This window comes from Streptomyces sp. NPDC003691 (assembly GCF_053981115.1).
The window spans coordinates 1-19,449 of the sequence record NZ_JBSFNQ010000113.1; the positions used below are offsets into that span (position 1 = coordinate 1).

The 19,449-nt window shown below is 75.1% G+C and carries 13 protein-coding genes and 1 pseudogene; 8 read left to right on the forward strand and 6 right to left on the reverse strand.

All coding sequences use genetic code 11. The annotated features are described in order from the left end of the window. Positions 1-226: 226 nt before the first annotated feature. On the reverse strand, positions 227-1,873 hold the full coding sequence (locus tag ACWDR0_RS31175; RefSeq protein WP_456355169.1) for a DUF5691 domain-containing protein: 1,647 nt from the start codon (positions 1,871-1,873) through the stop codon (positions 227-229). A gap of 370 nt (positions 1,874-2,243) precedes the next feature. Then, positions 2,244-3,611: an SWIM zinc finger family protein gene (locus ACWDR0_RS31180; protein WP_456355170.1), complete on the reverse strand. Its 1,368-nt coding sequence runs from the start codon at positions 3,609-3,611 to the stop codon at positions 2,244-2,246. A gap of 138 nt (positions 3,612-3,749) precedes the next feature. Here ACWDR0_RS31180 and ACWDR0_RS31185 point away from each other — a divergent pair, with 138 nt between their 5' ends. The 5 genes from ACWDR0_RS31185 to sucD all read left to right on the forward strand — a co-directional run bounded on the left by ACWDR0_RS31185 (position 3,750) and on the right by sucD (position 11,105). Continuing rightward, the gene (locus tag ACWDR0_RS31185; protein ID WP_456355171.1) at positions 3,750-4,901 is read left to right on the forward strand and encodes an ATP-binding protein; all 1,152 of its coding nucleotides are present in this window, start codon (positions 3,750-3,752) and stop codon (positions 4,899-4,901) included. Further along, a complete protein-coding gene (locus ACWDR0_RS31190; protein WP_456355172.1) occupies positions 4,898-7,486 on the forward strand; it encodes a DUF5682 family protein in 2,589 nt (862 codons plus the stop codon). Before ACWDR0_RS31185 ends, ACWDR0_RS31190 begins: the two co-directional genes overlap by 4 nt. A gap of 23 nt (positions 7,487-7,509) precedes the next feature. Next, positions 7,510-8,709, forward strand: coding sequence for a VWA domain-containing protein (locus ACWDR0_RS31195; protein ID WP_456355180.1), 1,200 nt, complete (start codon positions 7,510-7,512; stop codon positions 8,707-8,709). 308 nt (positions 8,710-9,017) lie between these two features. Further along, entirely contained in the window at positions 9,018-10,199 is a 1,182-nt protein-coding gene (gene sucC, locus ACWDR0_RS31200) for an ADP-forming succinate--CoA ligase subunit beta (RefSeq protein ID WP_456355173.1), read from the forward strand. Between the two features lie 21 nt (positions 10,200-10,220). Beyond that, positions 10,221-11,105, forward strand: coding sequence for a succinate--CoA ligase subunit alpha (gene sucD, locus ACWDR0_RS31205; protein ID WP_456355174.1), 885 nt, complete (start codon positions 10,221-10,223; stop codon positions 11,103-11,105). A gap of 421 nt (positions 11,106-11,526) precedes the next feature. Here the strand turns inward: sucD and ACWDR0_RS31210 are convergent, their stop codons facing one another. Both ACWDR0_RS31210 and ACWDR0_RS31215 read right to left on the reverse strand, forming a co-directional pair. Then, positions 11,527-12,429, reverse strand: a complete 903-nt coding sequence (locus tag ACWDR0_RS31210; protein ID WP_456355181.1) for a sigma factor-like helix-turn-helix DNA-binding protein — start codon at positions 12,427-12,429, stop codon at positions 11,527-11,529. A 504-nt stretch (positions 12,430-12,933) separates the two neighbouring features. Then, positions 12,934-13,134, reverse strand: a pseudogene (locus ACWDR0_RS31215) (helix-turn-helix domain-containing protein); the annotation flags it as partial. Positions 13,135-13,280: 146 nt separating this feature from the next. Between ACWDR0_RS31215 and ACWDR0_RS31220 the strand changes: the two are divergent. Next, complete coding sequence (locus ACWDR0_RS31220; protein WP_456355175.1) at positions 13,281-15,323, forward strand: cell division protein PerM; 2,043 nt, start codon at positions 13,281-13,283, stop codon at positions 15,321-15,323. Positions 15,324-15,463: 140 nt separating this feature from the next. On the opposite strand, the gene ACWDR0_RS31225 is transcribed toward ACWDR0_RS31220, so the two are convergent. After that, complete coding sequence (locus ACWDR0_RS31225) at positions 15,464-16,219, reverse strand: hypothetical protein (protein ID WP_456355176.1); 756 nt, start codon at positions 16,217-16,219, stop codon at positions 15,464-15,466. 268 nt (positions 16,220-16,487) lie between these two features. On the opposite strand from ACWDR0_RS31225, the gene purN reads away from it, so the two are divergent. Beyond that, the gene (purN, locus tag ACWDR0_RS31230; RefSeq protein ID WP_456355177.1) at positions 16,488-17,117 is read left to right on the forward strand and encodes a phosphoribosylglycinamide formyltransferase; all 630 of its coding nucleotides are present in this window, start codon (positions 16,488-16,490) and stop codon (positions 17,115-17,117) included. Next, positions 17,114-18,688: a bifunctional phosphoribosylaminoimidazolecarboxamide formyltransferase/IMP cyclohydrolase gene (gene purH, locus ACWDR0_RS31235; protein ID WP_456355178.1), complete on the forward strand. Its 1,575-nt coding sequence runs from the start codon at positions 17,114-17,116 to the stop codon at positions 18,686-18,688. Before purN ends, purH begins: the two co-directional genes overlap by 4 nt. Before the next feature lie 427 nt (positions 18,689-19,115). Here purH and ACWDR0_RS31240 read toward each other — a convergent pair. Further along, positions 19,116-19,449: RDD family protein (locus ACWDR0_RS31240; RefSeq protein WP_456355179.1), on the reverse strand; the 334-nt coding region annotated here is incomplete at its 5' end.

The window sequence follows — 19,449 nt, forward strand, 5'->3', positions numbered from 1 at the left end:
AGGCCCACGACCCACCCGAGCCCAGACAAGGCGGGTCACGACCCCACGTAGCAACGGTCACAAGCTTTTCAGCCCCGCCGGCGTTTGAGGCGCAGGAGCGGCCCGCACCTGCGGGCAACACCGCCCCCGGGAGACCTGGGCGCGAGGAACCTCAGCGGGAGGCGCCCCGGCGAGGAACCCGAGCGGGAGGCGCCCCGGGCCCGGGGCTACCCCGGGGGGCCGGGTCTCAGAGGGAGGGGGATCCGGGGGAGAGTTCTCCGTGCATCGCCGCGCGCAGCCGCAACGTGGACACCAGGCGGTGAAACGCCTCGGACCAGTACGTGCCCGCCCCGGGCGACGCGGATTCCGTCTCCGCGGGCGGCCCGGTGAGCAGGTCGAGGCGGCCCGCCTCCTCCGGGTCCAGGCAGCGCTCCGCGAGCCCCATCACCCCGCTGAAGCTCCAGGGGTAGCTGCCCGCCTCACGGGCTATCTCCAGGGCGTCGACGACCGAGTGCCCCAGCGGCTCCGCCCAGGGAACCGCGCAGACGCCCAGCAGTTGGAAGGCGTGCGACAGCCCGTGCGCGGAGACGAAGTCGGCGACCCACAGCGCCCGCTCGGCTTCCGGCAGGGCGGCCAGCAGTTTGGCCCGCTCGGCCACCGACGAGGTGCCGGGGCCCGCCTCCGGGGGGTTGCCGGGCGCGCCGAGGAGCGCCCGGGACCACTCCGGGTCCCGCTGGCGGACCGCCGCCCGGCACCAGGCGGCGTGCAGTTCGTCCGCCCAGCCGTCGGCGACCGGCAGGGCGACGATCTCCTTGGGGGTACGGCGCCCGAGGACTCCGGGCCAGACCGCCAGCGGGGCGGCCTCCACCAACTGCCCGAGCCACCAGGCGCGCTTGCCCTTGCCGGTCGGCGGGGTGGGCACGACGCCGTCGCGCTGCATTCCGTCGTCGCATTCGGCGGGCGGCTCCACCGCGACGGCGTCCCCCGAGGGGCCCGGGCGGACACAGGCCGTGGCGCGCTCGGCCATCCGCTGGGCGAACGCCGAGTGCGGCAGGGCCGAGAGCAGTTCGGCCGCGGTGGCCCGCACATTGCGGCTGCGGTCGGCGAGGGCCCGTTCCAGGAACATCTCGTCCGCGGGGGAGAGGCCGGTGCGGAGGGTGTCCAGGAACATCAGCCGGTCCTCGGCTCGCTCCGTGGCCCAGGTCCCGGAGAGCAGGGCGAGCGCCCCGGCGGGGTTCCGGCCGCGGACCGTGTCCAGCAGGGCGACCCGTTCGGCGAACAGGCCTTCTTCCCAGAGCCGTTCCACCGCGGGCGCGTCCCCGGCGTCCGGGAGCAGGACGGCACCGCCCGCCGCGCCTCTGAGGGCGAACTTCCAGTCGGAGTTGAACCGGGCGAGCCACAGTCCGTGGCCCCCGGCGAAGGCCAGTGCCTGGGGCCGCAGGTCCGCGCGGGCGCGGGCGGCGTCCAGCAGGGCGGGGAGCAGCGCGGCGGGTGCCCGGTAGCCGTGCCCGTTGGCGGTGGCCAGCCACTGGGGGAGCAGTTCCGTCAGGTCCGGTGCGGTGCCCCGGCGGCCGCCGGACGACGGCGCGGCCCGGTCCGCCAGCAACTGGCCCAGTCTGCGGTGCGCGGCTTCGGGCAGCGCGGGCCGGGTATCGGCGGGCACCGGCTCGGGGCGCTCGGCCGGGGGCGCGGCCAGCAGCCCGGCCCTGCGCCGTACGGTCAGGACCGCAGCGGCGGAGAGCAGGGCGGCGGCCGGTTCGCCGCCCCCGGCCGTTGCCGCGGCCGTCACCTCGGGCGGCGGCGGCCGCCGGTCGGTGCCCAGCAGGGCGGAGGTGACCAGCTCCTCCCAGAGGACGGAGCCGGTGCGCTCGGTGCCGGTGCTGCTCTGCGACATGGGCGTCTCCTGAGGATGCGGATGCGGATATGGATTCGGGCGGTGAAGCCGGTGGCCGGGTGTTCGGGCGGGTGGGTGTAAAGGACCCGCCCGGCCCGGAGGCGGACCCGCCCCGGTACCAACCGGTGCCCCGGCAGGGGTGACCCGAAGGCCCCCGGCCCTTGGACCTGGTGCACCGGGCCCGCGCCCGGCCTTGCGGACCGGTGACGCCCCGCCCCGGCACCGCCCGCCGCCCCGGCGGGAGCCGTCCTGGTGCGCCCGGCCCTGGTACGACCCGCCCACCCGGCGGAGCCACCGGGTGCCCGCCCCCGGGAAGTCCCGCCGCCCCGGCCCGGAGGGTCCCGGCCCCCACCCGGGGGCCGGGGCCGGATCAGACGAGCGGTATCGGTTCGGGCCCCGTCGCCGGGGACCATGCCGCGAGCGGTGTCGCTCCGAGGTGGCCGCATTCCGCGAAGACCGTGAGCGGGCCGCCGCCGGACAGCGATACGAGCTTCCACAGGCCCGGCCGGGAGAGCATCCCGGGGGTCAGCGGCACGGCGGCCCGGCCGTCGGCATCGGCGAGCTGCCAGCGGGGGCCGGTACCGCCGGGGACCGGTACCGGAACGACGTCCGTGAGGGTCACCGGCCAGGACTCCAGCCACGGGTCGTCGCAGAGCGCCTTCCCGTAGGCGTCGAGTGCGTCCGTCACCGAGCCGCCCGGCGGCGGCCCGGCCGGCTCGCCGGTGAGACCGGACTGCTCCCGCAGCTCCGCCCGGAGCTGCCCGGCGCCCGGATACGGCACCAGCACCCCGGACAGCTCGCCCCCGACCGGCAGCGCGAGCTGCGGCGCCCGGCCCGCCGCCCCGAAGGACAGCAGCAGTGCCGTACGCCCGGAGTCCGCCCCGTGCACCCAGATCCGGCGGGTGGTGACCTTGCCGTCGGGGGAGTCGTACTGCGACAGGATCCGCCAGCGGTCGCGCACCGGCTCGCCGTCGGCGGGCAGGCTGAGCCCCACCCGGGTCCGGACGGTCGCGGCGAGTGGCTCCGGCAGCCGGTCCAGGCCCAGCCAGGCCCGGTCCATCAGATGGAGCAGCGCGCACTCCTCCAGCAGCCGCACCGGCCAGTCCCGCCCGGAGCCGGGGATCGCCCCCAGCTCCCGGACCCGCGCCGCGAGGCCCGGTGCCTGCGCGTCGACCATACGGGCCGCGGTCTCCTCCCAGAGGCCGTACCCCGCCTGTCCGGCGGAGGCGAGCCCGCCGCGGAGCAGATCCGCCAGCCGCTGCTCCAGCTCCGTCGCGCCCGCGGTTATCCGCCCGGCCCGGCGCTCCGCCCGGCGGCGGGCGGCCTCGGTGTCGGCGGCCCGGGCAGGGGACTCCCCGCCCTCGTCCGTCCGCCGCTCCTTCGCGCGCTGGCGCCGGGGCTCCAGCCACTGCCCCGCCCATTCGGGGAAGGAACCCGGCTCCGACTCGGCGACCGCGCCGTCGTCCCCGGCCCAGAGCAGCAGCAGCCCCAGCGCGTGCTTGCACGGGAACTTGCGGCTGGGACAACTGCACTTGTACGCCGGGCCCGTCGTATCGACGATCGTCTGATACGGCTTGCTGCCGCTGCCCTTGCACAGTCCCCATACGGCACCGTCCCCGCTGCCCGTGCCGGACCACGGCCCGGCCGTCGCCAGCCTGCCGCCCGCCTTCCGCGACGCAGCGTCAGGAGCCAGCGCGAGCACCTGATCCGTTGTCCAGCGAACCCCCGGTCCATTCATGTCTCCGACCGTACGGGCCACCACTGACAACGCCGCGAAAACCCCATCCGGCCTGCGGGAACGGTCGATTGTCAGTGGGGTGGTGCAGTGTGGAGAACAGCTCGGACCGACCATGAGGAACGATGTCGAGGGGGAGTCATGCCCGTGTCCGGAACCATCGGGGAAGCCACCGCGGAGCCGACCGCGGAAACCACAGCCGGAGCACCGTCCGCCGACGCCCTGCGGCCGCACGCGGAACACGCCTTCGCGGCCGAACTCGCCGCCCTGGCCGCCGCCGACGACCGGCCCCGCCCGGTCAACTGGCGGCTCTCGCCCTGGGCCGTCTCGCTCTATCTGCTCGGCGGCACCCTGCCCGACGGCACGGTGATCACACCCAAGTACGTCGGCCCGCGCCGGATCGTCGAGGTCGCCGTCACCACCCTGGCCACCGACCGCGCGCTGCTGCTCCTCGGCGTCCCCGGCACCGCGAAGACCTGGGTCTCGGAGCATCTCGCCGCCGCCGTCAGCGGGGACTCCACCCTGCTGGTGCAGGGCACCGCCGGCACCCCGGAGGAGGCCATCCGCTACGGCTGGAACTACGCGCAGCTCCTCGCCCACGGGCCCAGCCGGGACGCGCTCGTGCCCAGCCCGGTGATGCGCGCCATGCGGGACGGGACGACCGCCCGGGTGGAGGAGCTGACCCGGATCCCCGCCGATGTGCAGGACAGCCTGATCACCATCCTCTCCGAGAAGACCCTGCCGGTCCCGGAGCTGGGCGAGGAGATCCAGGCGGTCCGCGGATTCAATCTGATCGCCACGGCCAACGACCGGGACCGGGGAGTCAACGAGCTCTCCAGCGCCCTGCGCCGCCGCTTCAATACGGTGGTCCTGCCGCTGCCCGCGACCGCCGACGACGAGGTCGACATCGTCGCCCGCCGGGTGGACCAGCTCGGCCGTTCGCTCGACCTGCCCGCCGTTCCCGAGGGCGTCGAGGAGATCCGGCGGGTCGTCACCGTCTTCCGCGAGCTGCGCGAAGGCGTCTCCGCCGACGGCCGCACCAAGCTCAAGTCCCCGTCGGGCACGCTCTCCACGGCCGAGGCGATCTCCGTGGTCACCGGCGGGCTGGCGCTCGCCGCCCACTTCGGGGACGGGGTGCTGCGCCCGGGCGACGTGGCCGCCGGGATCCTCGGCGCCGTGGTCCGCGACCCGTCGGCCGACCGGGTCGTCTGGCAGGAGTACCTGGAGACCGTGGTTCGCGAGCGCGACGGCTGGAAGGACTTCTACCGCGCCTGCCGGGAGGCCGGGGTATGACCGGGGCACCGCCGGTGAGCCCGCCCGCCGGGCCGCTGCTGCTGGGCGTCCGCCACCACGGGCCGGGCTCGGCCCGCGCGGTCGGCGCCGCGCTGGACGCCGCCGTACCGGCCGCCGTGCTGATCGAAGGCCCGCCGGAGGGCGACGCGCTGCTGGCGCTGGCCGCGGCCCCCGGGATGCGTCCCCCGGTCGCCCTGCTGGCCCATGCGGTCGACGACCCCGGCCGGGCCGCCTTCTGGCCCTTCGCCGAGTTCTCCCCGGAGTGGGTCGCGATCCGCTGGGCCCTCGCCCATGACGTTCCGGTCCGCTTTATCGACCTGCCCGCCGCGCACACCCTCGCGCTGACGGACGACACCGCCGGACCCGGGGGTCCGGCCGCGCCGGATGCGGTTCCGGGGGGATCCGCATCCGGCGCGGCCGAGGGCCCCGATCCGGGCTGGGACACCGCCCCCGGTGAGCCGTCCCCCCGGGCGGAGCCGGGCACCGGGGGAACCCGCGACGGACAGGTCGCGGAGGCCGGAGCGAACGGCGAGGGTGCCCGGGGAGAGGAGGGAGAAGAGGGCGGAGGGGGCGGAGAGGCCGCCGCCGGATCCCCGGCCGCGGACCCGGACGCTCCGGCCGCGGACCCGGACACTTCGCCCGCCGGGCGGGAGCGGATGCGGGTCGACCCGCTCGCGGTGCTCGCCGAGGCCGCCGGCTACGACGACGCCGAACGCTGGTGGGAGGACGTCGTCGAACACCGCGGCCCGGACGACCCGTTCGCCTCCTTCGCCGTGCTCGCCGAGGCGATGACCGCCCTCCGCGAGGCGTACGGACACGGCGGCCACGACCGGGACCTGATCCGCGAGGCGCAGATGCGGCTCGCGGTGCGGGCCGCCCGCAAGGAGTTCGGCGACCGGATCGCCGTGGTCTGCGGCGCCTGGCACGTCCCCGCCCTCGCCGCACGCACCACCGTCACCGCCGACAAGGCACTGCTGAAGGGCCTGCCCAAGGTCAGGACCGAGACGACCTGGGTCCCGTGGACCCACCGCAGACTGGCCCGCGCCGGGGGGTACGGCGCGGGCATCGACTCCCCCGGCTGGTACGGCCATCTCTTCACCGCCCGGGACCGGCCCGTCGAGCGCTGGCTGACCAAGGTCGCCGGACTGCTCCGCGACGAGGACCTGCCCGTCTCGTCGGCCCATGTCATCGAGGCCGTACGGCTCGCGGAAACCCTTGCGGTGATGCGCGGCCGCCCCCTCGCCGGGCTCACCGAGACCACCGACGCCGTCCGGGCCGTGATGTGCGACGGCTCCGATGTCCCCCTCGCCCTGGTCAGGGACCGGCTGATCGTCGGAGATGTCCTCGGCGAGGTCCCGGACGAGGCGCCCGCCGTCCCCCTCCAGCGCGATCTCACCCGCCTCCAGCGCAGCCTGCGGCTCAAGCCGGAGGCCCTGGAGCGCGAACTCGACCTGGACCTGCGCAAGGAGACGGACGCGGGCAAGAGCCGTCTGCTGCACCGGCTGCGCCTCCTCGGTATCGGCTGGGGCGATCCGGCCGCCGGCCGCGGCAGCACCGGCACCTTCCGCGAGACCTGGCGGCTCCGCTGGGAGCCCGAACTGCATGTCAAGGTCGCCGAGGCGGGCGTCTGGGGCACCACCGTGCTCTCCGCCGCGACCGCCTTCGCCGAGCACCGGGCCGCGGCCGCCGAGGAACTCACCGCGGTCACCGCCCTCGCCGAACGGTGCCTGCTCGCCGAGCTGCCCGAGGCCCTGCCCGTGGTGATGCGCGCCCTCGCCGACCGGGCCGCCCTCGACACCGATGTCGCCCGGCTCGCCCAGGCCCTGCCCGCCCTCGCCCGCGCCCTGCGCTACGGGGACGTCCGGGCCACCGACACCACCGCGCTCGCCGGAGTCGCCACCGGGCTCGCCGAGCGGATCTTCGTCGGGCTGCCGCCCGCCTGTACCGGACTCGACGCCGACGGCGCGGCCGCCCTGCGCGCCCACCTCGACGCCGTGCACGGCGCCGTCGCCCTGCTCCCCGGCGAAGGGGGCCTCGCCGACCGCTGGCGGTCGGTGCTGCGCACCATCGCCGGCCGGTCCACCGCGGCCGGTGTCATCCGCGGCCGGTCCGCCCGGCTCCTCCTCGACGACGGCGCCCTCACCGAGGACGAGGCGGCCCGGCTGATGGGCTTCGCCCTCTCGCCCGGCACCCCGCCCGCCGAGGCCGCCGCGTGGATCGAGGGCTTCGTCGGCGGCTCCGGCGGGGGAATGCTGCTCGTCCACGACGAACGCCTCCTCGGGCTGGTCGACGGCTGGCTGACCGCCGTCCCGCCGGACGCCTTCACCGATGTGCTGCCCCTGCTGCGCCGTACCTTCTCCGCCTATGAACCGGGGGTCCGCCGCACCCTCGGCGAACTGGCCCGGCGGGGTCCCGCGCCGGGCGGCCGGGCCGCCGCGGGCGGATCCACCGCGGCCGGTGCCACCGTGCCCGGCTTCGGCCCCGGCACCGATCCCGGGCGTGCCGATGCCGTCCTGCCCGTCCTGGGTCTGCTGCTGGGCACCGACGACGACCGTTTCGAACACCTTCTGGGGGTGGGGGCATGACCACCGACGACACCGCGCACCTCATGGGCCCGGGCACCGCCACCGCCGGGGCGGATGCCGCGGAGGAGCGGCTGCGGCGCTGGCGGCTGGTGCTCGGCGGCGGCCCCGCCGACGGCACCGGCTGTGCGCTCGGCGGCCGGGACCAGGCGATGGACGCCACCCTCGCCGCGCTCTACGGCGGCGCCGGGAGCGGCAGCGGCACCGGAACGGGCCGCAGAAGCGCCGCCCGGGGAGCCGGCCTCGGCGCCTCCGCGCCCTCCGTCGCCCGCTGGCTGGGCGATATCCGCACCTACTTCCCCAGCTCCGTCGTCCAGATCATGCAGAGCGACGCCATCGAGCGGCTGGACCTGTCGGCGCTGCTCCTGGAGCCGGAGATGCTGGAGGCGGTCGAGGCGGACGTCCATCTCGTCGGCACCCTGCTCTCCCTGAACCGGGCCATGCCGGAGACGACGAAGGAGACCGCCCGCGCCGTGGTCCGCAAGGTCGTCGAGAAGCTGGAGAAGCAGCTCGCCACCCGGACCAGGTCCACCCTGACCGGCGCCCTCGACCGCTCCGCCCGGATCAGCCGCCCCCGCCACCGGGACATCGACTGGGACCGCACCATCCGGGCCAATCTCAAGAACTACCTCCCCGAGTACCGCACGGTCGTCCCCGAGCGTCTCGTCGGCTACGGCCGCGCGTCCCAGGCGGTCAAGAAGGAGGTGGTGCTCTGTATCGACCAATCGGGTTCGATGGCGGCGTCCGTCGTCTACGCATCCGTGTTCGGAGCGGTCCTCGCCTCCATGCGCTCCATCGCCACCCGGCTGGTCGTCTTCGACACCGCCGTCGTCGATCTGACCGACCAGCTGGACGACCCCGTCGACGTCCTCTTCGGGACCCAGCTCGGCGGCGGTACGGACATCAACCGGGCCCTCGCCTACTGCCAGGAGCGGATCACCCGCCCCGCCGACACCGTGGTGGTGCTGATCAGCGATCTGTACGAGGGCGGCATCCGCGACGAAATGCTGAAGCGGGTCGCCGCCATGAAGGCCGCCGGAGTGCAGTTCGTGGCCCTGCTCGCCCTCTCCGACGAAGGCGCCCCCGCCTACGACCGGGAGCACGCGGCGGCGCTGGCGGCGCTCGGCGCACCGGCCTTCGCCTGCACCCCGGACCTCTTCCCCGATGTCATGGCGGCCGCCATCGAGCGGCGTCCGCTGCCGGTGCCGGACCCGGCGGCGGGCTGACCGTCCGCCGCCGCACGGCCACCCGGGCGGTGCCGTCCCGAGCCCGGGGCAGCCGTCGCGGCGCGCCGCCCGCCTCGCCCCCGCGGTGCCTGCCGGACCCGCCGCGTGTGCGATCTGTGACTGTTCTCACCACTCAGGTGTGACCTGCAATTTAGGAGGCCGCGTTCCGCGGGGATAACCTGCGAGGCGGACATGCCGCGTGCCGGTCACCGTGCGCGCCTCCCTTGTGACGATCGCAGTCACGTTGCCCTCCGCGGCACGCCCACGCCTACTAGGAACCGCGATCATCAGAAAAGGGACGGACGCGCGTGGACCTGTTCGAGTACCAGGCGAGGGACCTCTTCGCCAAGCACGGTGTACCGGTGCTGGCCGGTGAAGTCATCGACACGCCTGACGCGGCGCGCGCGGCGACCGAGCGGCTGGGCGGCAAGTCCGTCGTCAAGGCCCAGGTCAAGGTCGGCGGCCGGGGCAAGGCCGGCGGCGTCAAGCTCGCCACCAGCCCGGACGACGCGGTCGAGAAGGCCGGTCAGATCCTCGGCCTGGACATCAAGGGCCACACGGTCCACAAGGTGATGATCGCGGAGACCGCTCCCGAGATCGCCGAGGAGTACTACGTCTCGTACCTCCTCGACCGCACCAACCGCACCTTCCTGGCCATGGCGTCCGTCGAGGGCGGCATGGACATCGAGGAGGTCGCGGCCACCAAGCCCGAGGCCCTCGCCAAGATCGCGATCGACGCCAACGAGGGCGTCACCGCGGAGAAGGCCGCCGAGATCGTCGCCGCCGCGAAGTTCCCGGCCGAGGTCGCGGACCAGGTCGCCGACATCCTGGTGACCCTCTGGAAGACCTTCATCGCCGAGGACGCGCTCCTCGTCGAGGTCAACCCGCTCGCCAAGGTCGCCGACGGCCGGGTGCTGGCGCTGGACGGCAAGGTCTCCCTCGACGCCAACGCCGACTTCCGCCAGCCGGAGCACGAGGCGCTGGAGGACAAGGACGCGGCCAACCCGCTGGAGGCCGCCGCCAAGGCCAAGAACCTCAACTACGTCAAGCTCGACGGCGAGGTCGGCATCATCGGCAACGGTGCCGGTCTGGTCATGTCCACCCTGGACGTCGTCGCCTACGCGGGCGAGGCCCACAGCGGCGTCAAGCCGGCCAACTTCCTGGACATCGGCGGCGGTGCCTCCGCCGAGGTCATGGCGAACGGCCTGGAGATCATCCTCGGCGACCCGGACGTCAAGTCCGTGTTCGTCAACGTCTTCGGCGGCATCACCGCCTGCGACGAGGTCGCCAACGGCATCGTCCAGGCGCTGGAGCTGCTCAAGGCCAAGGGCGAGGACGTCACCAAGCCGCTGGTGGTCCGCCTCGACGGCAACAACGCGGAGCTGGGCCGCAAGATCCTCTCCGACGCCAACCACCCGCTGGTGCAGCGCGTGGACACGATGGACGGCGCGGCCGACAAGGCCGCCGAGCTGGCCGCGGCCGCGAAGTAAGGGACGAGGTACACCACCACCATGGCTATCTTCCTGACCAAGGACAGCAAGGTCATCGTCCAGGGCATGACCGGTGCCACGGGCATGAAGCACACCCGGCTGATGCTGGGTGACGGCACCAACATCGTCGGCGGCGTGAACCCCCGCAAGGCCGGTACGAGCGTCGACTTCGACGGCACGTCCGTACCCGTCTTCGGCTCGGTCGCCGAGGCGATGAAGGAGACCGGCGCCGACGTCTCGGTCCTCTTCGTGCCCCCGGCCTTCGCCAAGGCCGCCGTGGTCGAGGCGATCGACGCCGAGATCCCGCTCGCCGTCGTGATCACCGAGGGCATCGCGGTCCACGACTCCGCCGCCTTCTGGGCGTACGCGGTCGCCAAGGGCAACAAGACCCGGATCATCGGCCCGAACTGTCCCGGCCTGATCACCCCCGGCCAGTCCAACGCCGGCATCATCCCGGGCGACATCACCAAGCCCGGAAAGATCGGCCTGGTCTCCAAGTCCGGCACGCTGACCTACCAGATGATGTACGAGCTGCGTGACATCGGCTTCACGTCGGCGGTCGGCATCGGCGGCGACCCGGTCATCGGCACCACCCACATCGACGCCCTCGCGGCGTTCGAGGCCGACCCGGAGACCGAGCTGATCGTGATGATCGGCGAGATCGGCGGCGACGCCGAGGAGCGCGCGGCGGACTTCATCAAGGCGAACGTGACCAAGCCGGTCGTCGGCTATGTCGCGGGCTTCACCGCCCCCGAGGGCAAGACGATGGGCCACGCCGGCGCCATCGTCTCCGGCTCCTCCGGTACCGCGCAGGCGAAGAAGGAGGCCCTGGAGGCCGCCGGCGTCCAGGTCGGCAAGACCCCGACCGAGACGGCGAAGCTCGCCCGGGCGATCCTCTCCGCGTAGTTCGATCCTCTGCGGTCGCGGTTCTCCGTGGTCGCGGTGGTCGTGCGCCGTTCAGCGGTCGCGGTGCTCTGCGGAGCGCCGGTCGAACAGCCTGCGGGCCCGTACCCCTCCGGGGGTGCGGGCCCGCAGGCGTTCCGCAGGCCGGTGCGGCCGGTGCCGCGGCTCCGGGGCGCGGGCCGGGAGACCCCGGCCCCGCCCCGGCCGGGTACCCGCTCGCCCTTGTGCCTGCCCGGCCCGGTGCCTGCCCCGGCCGTGCGCCCGCCCCGCTCCTGTGCCCGGTCGGCCCGGTGTCCGCTCTCTCTGGAGCGGGCATGCGGCCGCCCGGCCGCCCCGGCTGGAGCGGACAGGCGGTGCCGGCCGGGGCAGCGGTCTCCTGCGCGCGCTCCGGCAGGGAGGCGACCGGGGCCGGGCCCATGGCGCGCTACCGGGGCTCGGGCAGCAGCCGGGCCGGTCCCGCGGCCGGGGTGGTGCGGAGCATCTCCCGGAGTGCCATATCGCGCGGGGTCAGCCGCTGGGGGCCCGCATGGCCGGGGACGCCGCCGACCCGCTGGCCGGGAGCGACTTCGGGGACGTAACGGGTCGGCGCCGTCGCCAGCGTCAGCCCCGTCGCGCTCATCACCATCACGGTCGCGGTGAGCGCCATCCGGGTCCAGAACCAGGCCCGCCGTTCGCCCGTGGTGCGGACCTCGTACGCCGGGACGGGCTGCGGTACCGGGCCGCCGTCCGCCAGCAGTACGGCCAGCCGGTCGCGCAGCACCCCGGGATCGGCCAGCTCGGGGAGTTCGGCGGCGAGCGTCTCCCGGGCGTGCAGCAGCCGGTTGGCCGCGGCCGGAGTGCTGGCCTCGGTCTCGGCCGCCGTCTCCGGCAGGTCGAGGCCCAGTCCGTCGTAGAGCAGGACGGTCCGGCGGTACGGCGGCGGCAGCCGCAGCAGTACGGCCAGCAGCTCCCGCCCCGCCCGGTCCAGCGGCGGGCTGTCGGCGTGCCGGTGGGCGGGCCGCAGCCGGTGCCAGGGCGACAGCGCCAGTTCGTACGAGGCCGACCGCACCCAGCCGACCGGATCCCGGTCCCTGGCCACGTCCGGCCACTGCTGCCAGGCGATGTGGAAGGCCCGCTCCACCGCTTCATGGGCGAGCCGGAGCCGGCCGGTGAGCAGGTATGCCTGCCGGACGAGCCCGGGTGCGCAGTGGGTGTACAGGGCGTCGAACGCTTCGGCCGGTGTCCGCGCGGCGGCCAGCGCGGCGCCTAGCGCGGCGGCCCCGGCGGGCGTCGGCCCGGTGCCCCCGGCCGGTCCCGCACCCCTGTGCCCGGCCGAGCCCGGGGCCACGCCTGCGGCCGTCGGCTCTGAACCCGCTGTTCCGGTGCTACCCGCGGCCGCTTTCCCGCCCGGCGCCGGGCGGTCCGTCGTGCCCCCGGCGGGCGGTCCGGCCGGGGTCCCGCCCGGCAGCCCCGGGCCGGGTGCCCCTGCGGTGCCCGCGGCCGCTTTCCCGCCCGCCGGGACCGGCGAGGGTTCCGGGTCCCCTTCTCGGGCGGCGCCCGGCGCGGGAGCCGTACCCCCCGGCCCGATCGGCGGCCGGACGTCCGGCGGTGCGGTGCTCCCCGTGCCGTCCCCGTTACTGCTCCGGTCCGGGTCAGGCCCCGGGCCGGCCGGGCTCCCGGACCCGGGCGCGGAACGGGCCGCGGGACCGCCCGGGACCGGGGAGCCGGGGGAGCCCGGCCCCGTACCCGCCCCGCCGGCAGGCGTCAGCGGCGGTGCCCCGGTCTGGTGTTCGTCGGTGGGCGGGGCAGGGGCGCTGGAGGCGTACGGCGGCGTGAGCAGCCTGGCGTACGCCTCCCGGCGGCGCCCGCGCGGTTCGCCGCGGCCGCTCTCCCACGCCCGTACCGTCGCCTTGGTCACGCCCAGCGCCCGCGCGATCTGCTCCTCGCTCATCGCGCGCGCCTCACGGAGCCTGCGCCGCTCCTTGGGGCCGGGCAGCGGTGTTTGCGAAGGTGGCCGGGAGGGCGGTGGCGCGGAGGAGGAACCCCGGGTCATGGACGGCCCCCCGAACCCGTCGCCGGTCCTCCCGGAGTGCCCGGGACGGTGCACTTTTCATAGAAGTACATAAACGTATATTGGGCGACACTTCGGTCAATCTCCTGTTACGACGGGAAAGCGCGTGTCGTTGGGAGCATGACCGGGTGACCCAGACGACCGACCCCGGCCCCGCCCTTCCGCAGACCCCGGCCCCGCCGGTCCCGGTGCAGGGCGGCCGGAGAGCGGCGCTCACGGCCTGTCTCGTCCGCGGCGCGACCGCTGCCGGACTCGGTCTCGGCGCGCTGACCGTCCTGGTGATGATGGTGTGGATCAGCTCCCCGTACCCCGACAGCGGTCCGCGCGGCGCGCTCCATGTCGCGGCTTCCCTGTGGCTGCTGGCCCACGGCACCGAACTGGTCCGCTCCGACACCCTCTACGGCACCGCCGCCCCGGTCGGGCTGGTCCCCCTGCTGCTGGTCGCCCTGCCCGCCTGGCTGGTCCACCGGGCCACCCGCGACTCCCTCGTCCCGGACCCCGCCGGGCTGCGGCCCAGCGCCTCCCCGCGCGGCGCGGTGTGTGCCGTGACCCTCGGCTATCTGCTGGTCGGCACCGCGGCCGCGGGGTACGCGGCGGGCGGCCCGATCGCGCCCGGCGCGCTCAGCACCGCGTGCCATCTGCCGCTGGTCGCCCTCGGGGCGGCCCTGACCGGGGTGTGGGCCGCGAACGGGCGGCCCGTCGGCCCGCTGCCCCTCTGGCTCCCCGACAACGTACGGGCTCCGCTCACGCGCGACCTGCTGCCCGGCGGCCGCGCCGAGACGGCGACCCGGGCGGCGGCGGCCGCCACGGCGGTCCTGATCGGCGGGGGCGCGCTGCTGGTCGCCACGGCCCTGGTCTGGCATGCCGACGCCACCCAGGACTCCTTTCTCCACCTCGCCCGCATCTGGTCCGGACGGCTCGCGGTGCTGCTGCTCGGGATCGCGCTGGTGCCCAATGCGGCGGTATGGGCGGCGGCGTACGGACTCGGCCCCGGCTTCGCCCTCGGTACGGGAGCGACCGCGACCCCGCTAGCCCTCTCCGGGGATCCCGCGCTGCCGTCCTTCCCGCTGGTCGCGGTGGTTCCGGCGCACGGCCCCGGGACACCGCTGAACTGGTCGTCCGTCCTGGTGCCGATGGCGGCGGGGTTCGCGGTCGCGGTGTTCGGCGCGGCTCGCGGGTCCACCGTGCGGCGCCGGGACACGGCCGGTGACGCGCTGCTGGCCGCCGCGCTCTGCGCGCTGGCGGTCGCGGTGCTCGCGGCGGCCGCGAGCGGTCCGCTGGGGACCGACCGGCTGGCGGAGTTCGGCCCGGTGTGGTGGTCGGCGGGGGCGGCCGCGCTGGTGTGGACCGGGGTGATCGGGGTGCCCGGGGCACTGGCGGTACGGATGTGGCGGGAGAGGCACGCGGCCGGACCGGTGCCGGGGGTTCGGACGGCGTCCGGGACGGCCGAGCCGAGGCCTCCGGAGCCCGGGCAGCCGCTCCCGGCCCCCGCCCGGCACCGGCCCGCCCAGGATGCCCCCGGCGGACCCGGCGGACCCGGCGGACCCGGCGGACCCGGCGGACCCGGCGGACCCGGCGGACCCGGCGGGAAGGGCCGGAAGGGCCGGAAGGGCGGGATCCGCCTGCGGGGTCTGCGGGGTCTGCGGGATCTGAGGGACCTGAGGGCTTTGCGGGATGCGCCGGGCCTGCGGGGGCGGCGCGTCGGGAAGGACGGGAGAGATGGGGGAGACGGGGAGGGATACGGGACGGGCGACAGCCTCCCGGCCGCCCCGGGCCCGGCGGCGCCCGCGGCCCCGGACCCCTCGGCGGCTGCCCGGCGCGCGCCCGCCCCGGGTCCGGCCGAGCGCCCGGCGCGGGCGGAAGCCCTGGAGGTGCTGGACGCTCTGGACGCCGAAGCGGAGCCGTACGACTTCCTCCCGGCGGACGCCTGGGCCGAGCGGCCCGCGGCCAAGGAGAGAGCCCGGCCTCAGGTAAACCGGGCGAACCGGGCGGACCCCGGCGCTCCGGTGGACCCGGACCGCCCGTGGGCGGCCCCGCCGAGCCCGTGGCCGAGCACCCCGCCGGCCGTACGCCCCACGCCCCCGCCTGCCGTACGCCCGCCGCCCCCGGCGAAGCCCCTGTCCCGCCCGGCCCCCGAGGCCGGGGAGGACGGCGGGCGTCGGGACGGCTGACCGCTCCCCGTACGCCGAAGGCCCGGCCCGGGAAGTGTTTCCCGGGCCGGGCCCTCGGAGGTGTCGGCGGCGCGGCCGGACGAGCCCCGCGCCCGCGCGGTCCGGCGGTGCCGTACGCGCCGTGCGGAACCGTCCGGCCGCTACTTCGGCACTCCGTAGATGCCCCGCAGCGGCTCCGGCAGTTTGCTGTTGCACGCGGACTGGGCGGTCTTGGTCAGCGCGTCCCGCTCGCAGACGAAGAAGTCGCGGTAGACGAGCTGCGCCGTGTACATCGAGCCGACCACCAGCAGCGTGATCACGGACATCACCAGACCGGCGATGGCGCTGGTCTTCTGGGTGCGCCGGGCGACCTGCGGCGAGAGGCCGCCCGCCTGGGACGAGGCGTCCGGCGGCTTCGGAGCCGTCCGCAGGGCGCTGATCGCCCAGTACAGGGCGGGGGCGCCGAGGAGGAGGCCGACCTCCGGGATCTCCAGGAAGAGCGTGAAGAACAGCGCCCACAGGCCCGCGATCATCGCGTACCGGGCATGCCGCTGCGCCGGGTCGGTGGGGTCCCACCGGGGGCCGGCGCCCTGGGGGCCGTTCTCCGGGGAGTTCGAGCCGGGGCGGCCGCCGAAGCCGCCTCCGGAGGAGCGCCCGGGCTGGCGGCTGCTCCACTGGCTGCCCCAGCCGGAACGGCCGCCGGACGAGCCGGAGCCGTTGCCGTTTCCGTCGCCGGAGCCGCCGCCGTCATTGCCGTCGGTGGTGCCGTTGCCGTCGGCGTCCCGGCCGTCGGGGCGGCGCGGCTGCCAGGGCTGGTCCGGCCTGCCCTCCGGCGGCGGCGCGAAGGGGTTGTTGTCGTCGGTGGACTGGCGCTCCCGCGGCAACAGGAGGTCCGTACGGCGGCGTCGGTCCCGCATCTGGTGAACGTCTTCCCCTCAGACCCGGTGGCACCTGGGGTCTTGTCTTGTCGGGTCTTGTGTCGTCGGGTTCGTGTGGTCACCCGTCGGGAGACGGGTGGTTGTCCCCTGACGCTACCTCCCGGCCGCGCCCCCGTCCCGTGGGGGCCTTTCTGTGTGCCGGTATCGTTGCTGACGGTCGGCCCTTTCGTAGAGTTCCCCGTAATCAGGGGTGCGATTCGTTTGTACGACCACACAAAGTCGAGCCGTACACGAAAGAGATCCCGCCGTGGCCCCCGCTCCCGCCCGCCCCGCGCGCGTCGTCGTCCTCGTCTCCGGTTCCGGTACGAACCTCCAGGCCCTGCTGGACGCCATCGCCGCCGACCCGGACGGCTTCGGCGCGCGGATCGTCGCCGTCGGGGCCGACCGCTCCGGCATCGCCGGTCTGGAGCGGGCCGAACGTGCCGGACTGCCGACGTTCGTCCGCCGCCTCAAGGACTATCCGACCCGGGACGAGTGGGACCGCGCGCTGGCCGAGACCACCGCCGCCCATGAGCCCGACCTGGTCGTCTCGGCGGGCTTTATGAAGATCGTGGGCAAGGAGTTCCTCGCCCGGTTCGGCGGACGCTGCGTGAACACGCACCCCGCCCTGCTGCCCAGTTTCCCCGGCGCCCACGGAGTGCGTGACGCACTCGCGTACGGCGCCAAGGTCACCGGGTGCACCGTCCACTTCGTCGACGACGGCGTCGACACCGGTCCGATCATCGCGCAGGGCGCGGTGGCGGTCCGGGACGAGGACGACGAAGCCGCTCTCCACGAGCGCATCAAGGAAATCGAGCGCGCGCTGCTCGTCGAGGTCGTCGGCCGACTGGCCCGTGACGGCTATCGCATCGAGGGACGAAAGGTTGTTTTCCCGTGACTGTTGAGGCTGCCCCGAGCGGCAAGCGGCCCATCCGGCGGGCGCTGGTCAGCGTGTACGACAAGACCGGTCTGGAGGAGCTGGCGCGCGGTCTGCACGCGGCGGGCGTCCAGCTCGTCTCCACCGGCTCCACCGCCGGGCGGATCGCCGCGGCCGGTGTCCCGGTCGTCAAGGTCGAGGACCTGACCGGCTTCCCCGAGTGCCTGGACGGCCGGGTCAAGACGCTGCACCCGCGCGTCCACGCCGGCATCCTCGCCGATCTGCGCCTCGACGCGCACCGCGAGCAGCTGGAGGAGCTGGGGGTCGAGCCCTTCGACCTGGTCGTGGTCAACCTCTATCCGTTCCGGGCGACGGTCGCCTCCGGCGCCGGGTACGACGAGTGCGTCGAGCAGATCGACATCGGCGGTCCCTCGATGGTCCGTGCCGCCGCCAAGAACCACCCCTCGGTGGCGGTCGTGACCAGCCCCGGGCGGTACGCGGACGTGCTGGCCGCCGTCGGGGACGGCGGTTTCGACCTGGCCGCCCGCCGCGGGCTGGCCGCCGAGGCGTTCGCCCACACCGCGGCGTACGACGTGGACGTCGCCAACTGGTTCGCGGCCCAGGCCCCGGCGGCCGAGTCCGGTGAGGCCTTCCCCGAGTTCCTGGGCGCGGCCTACCAGCGGGCCGGTGTGCTCCGGTACGGCGAGAACCCGCACCAGGGCGCCGCGCTGTACGTCGACGGCAAGGGCGGTCTGCCCGGCGCCGAGCAGTTGCACGGCAAGGAGATGTCGTACAACAACTACACGGACACCGAGGCCGCCTGGCGCGCCGCCTGGGACCACGAAGAGCCGTGCGTCGCGATCATCAAGCACGCCAACCCGTGCGGGATCGCGATCGGCGCGGACGTCGCCGAGGCGCACCGCAAGGCGCACGCCTGCGACCCGCTGTCCGCCTTCGGCGGGGTGATCGCGGTCAACCGCCCGGTGTCGGTGGCGATGGCCGAGCAGGTCGCCGAGGTCTTCACCGAGGTCATCGTGGCCCCGGGGTACGAGGACGGCGCGGTCGAGGTGCTCGCGAAGAAGAAGAACATCCGGGTGCTGCGCTGCGAGGACGCTCCCGCGTCGCCGATCGAGCTGAAGCTCATCGAGGGCGGCGCGCTGCTCCAGGCCGCCGACCGGCTCCAGGCCGACGGCGACTCCCCGGCGAACTGGACCCTGGCGGCCGGTGACCCGCTGACGGAGGCGGAGCTGGCGGAGCTGGCGTTCGCCTGGCGGGCCTGCCGGGCGGTCAAGTCGAACGCGATCCTGCTCGCCAAGGACGGCGCGTCCGTCGGCGTCGGAATGGGCCAGGTCAACCGGGTCGACTCGGCGAAGCTGGCGGTCGAGCGGGCCGGTGAGGAGCGGGCCCGGGGAGCGTACGCGGCGTCCGACGCCTTCTTCCCGTTCCCGGACGGGGCCGAGATCCTGATCGCCGCCGGGGTGCGGGCGATCGTCCAGCCCGGCGGTTCGGTCCGGGACGAGCTGGTGGTCGAGGCGGCCCGTAAGGCTGGCGCGACGATGTACTTCACGGGAACGCGCCACTTCTTCCACTGAGCGGCGCGGGCGGGCACCGGCGCCCCGTGCGCCGGTGGTTCGCCGCACCGGCGGTTCGTGCACCGGTGGTCCGTGCGGTGGCGGCCCGTGCGGTGGCGGCCCGTGCGGTGGTTGCGGTGCGTGGTTCCGGCGCGGGGACCGTGGAATCCACGGAGACCGCGGACGTACAAAAGACCGCAGGCATACGGAAGGCCGCGCACCCGGGGAGGGTGCGCGGCCTTCCGCCGTCGGGTGCGCCGTCCGGCGGGCTGCCGTCCGGCGTGCGGCGATCCGGGGCGAGCGGTGCCCCGGACGGCACGCGGCGGACGGTTCCGGCGCCCGGCCCGTGGGCCGTGGCACCGGGCCGCACCGGAAGCGTCACCCGGTTCCGGGTACCGGCGGCGGTCCGCACACCGCCGCCGGGGTCCAGACCTCGGCGGGACCGGCGTCAGACCTTGATGACGACGGTGGCGCAGACCTTGTCGGCGAAGGTCTGCTTCTTCTCGTCCCACAGCGGCCACAGATAGCCGAGGTAGCAGGGGAGCGAGTCCAGGATGTGGGCGAGCTGCCGGACGAAGGACAGACCGAAACCGAGGGTCCGGCCGTCGGCCTCGCGCAGCACCTTGATGCCCGCGGCCTTCTTGCCCGGAGTCTGGCCGGTGCTGCCCTCCATGGCGCGCAGCCACATGAACAGACCGAAGGCCACCACGACGGACGCCAGGACCATCACCATCGAGTTGGTGATGGTGCCGATGGAGCTGATGACCGTATAGGGCACGAAG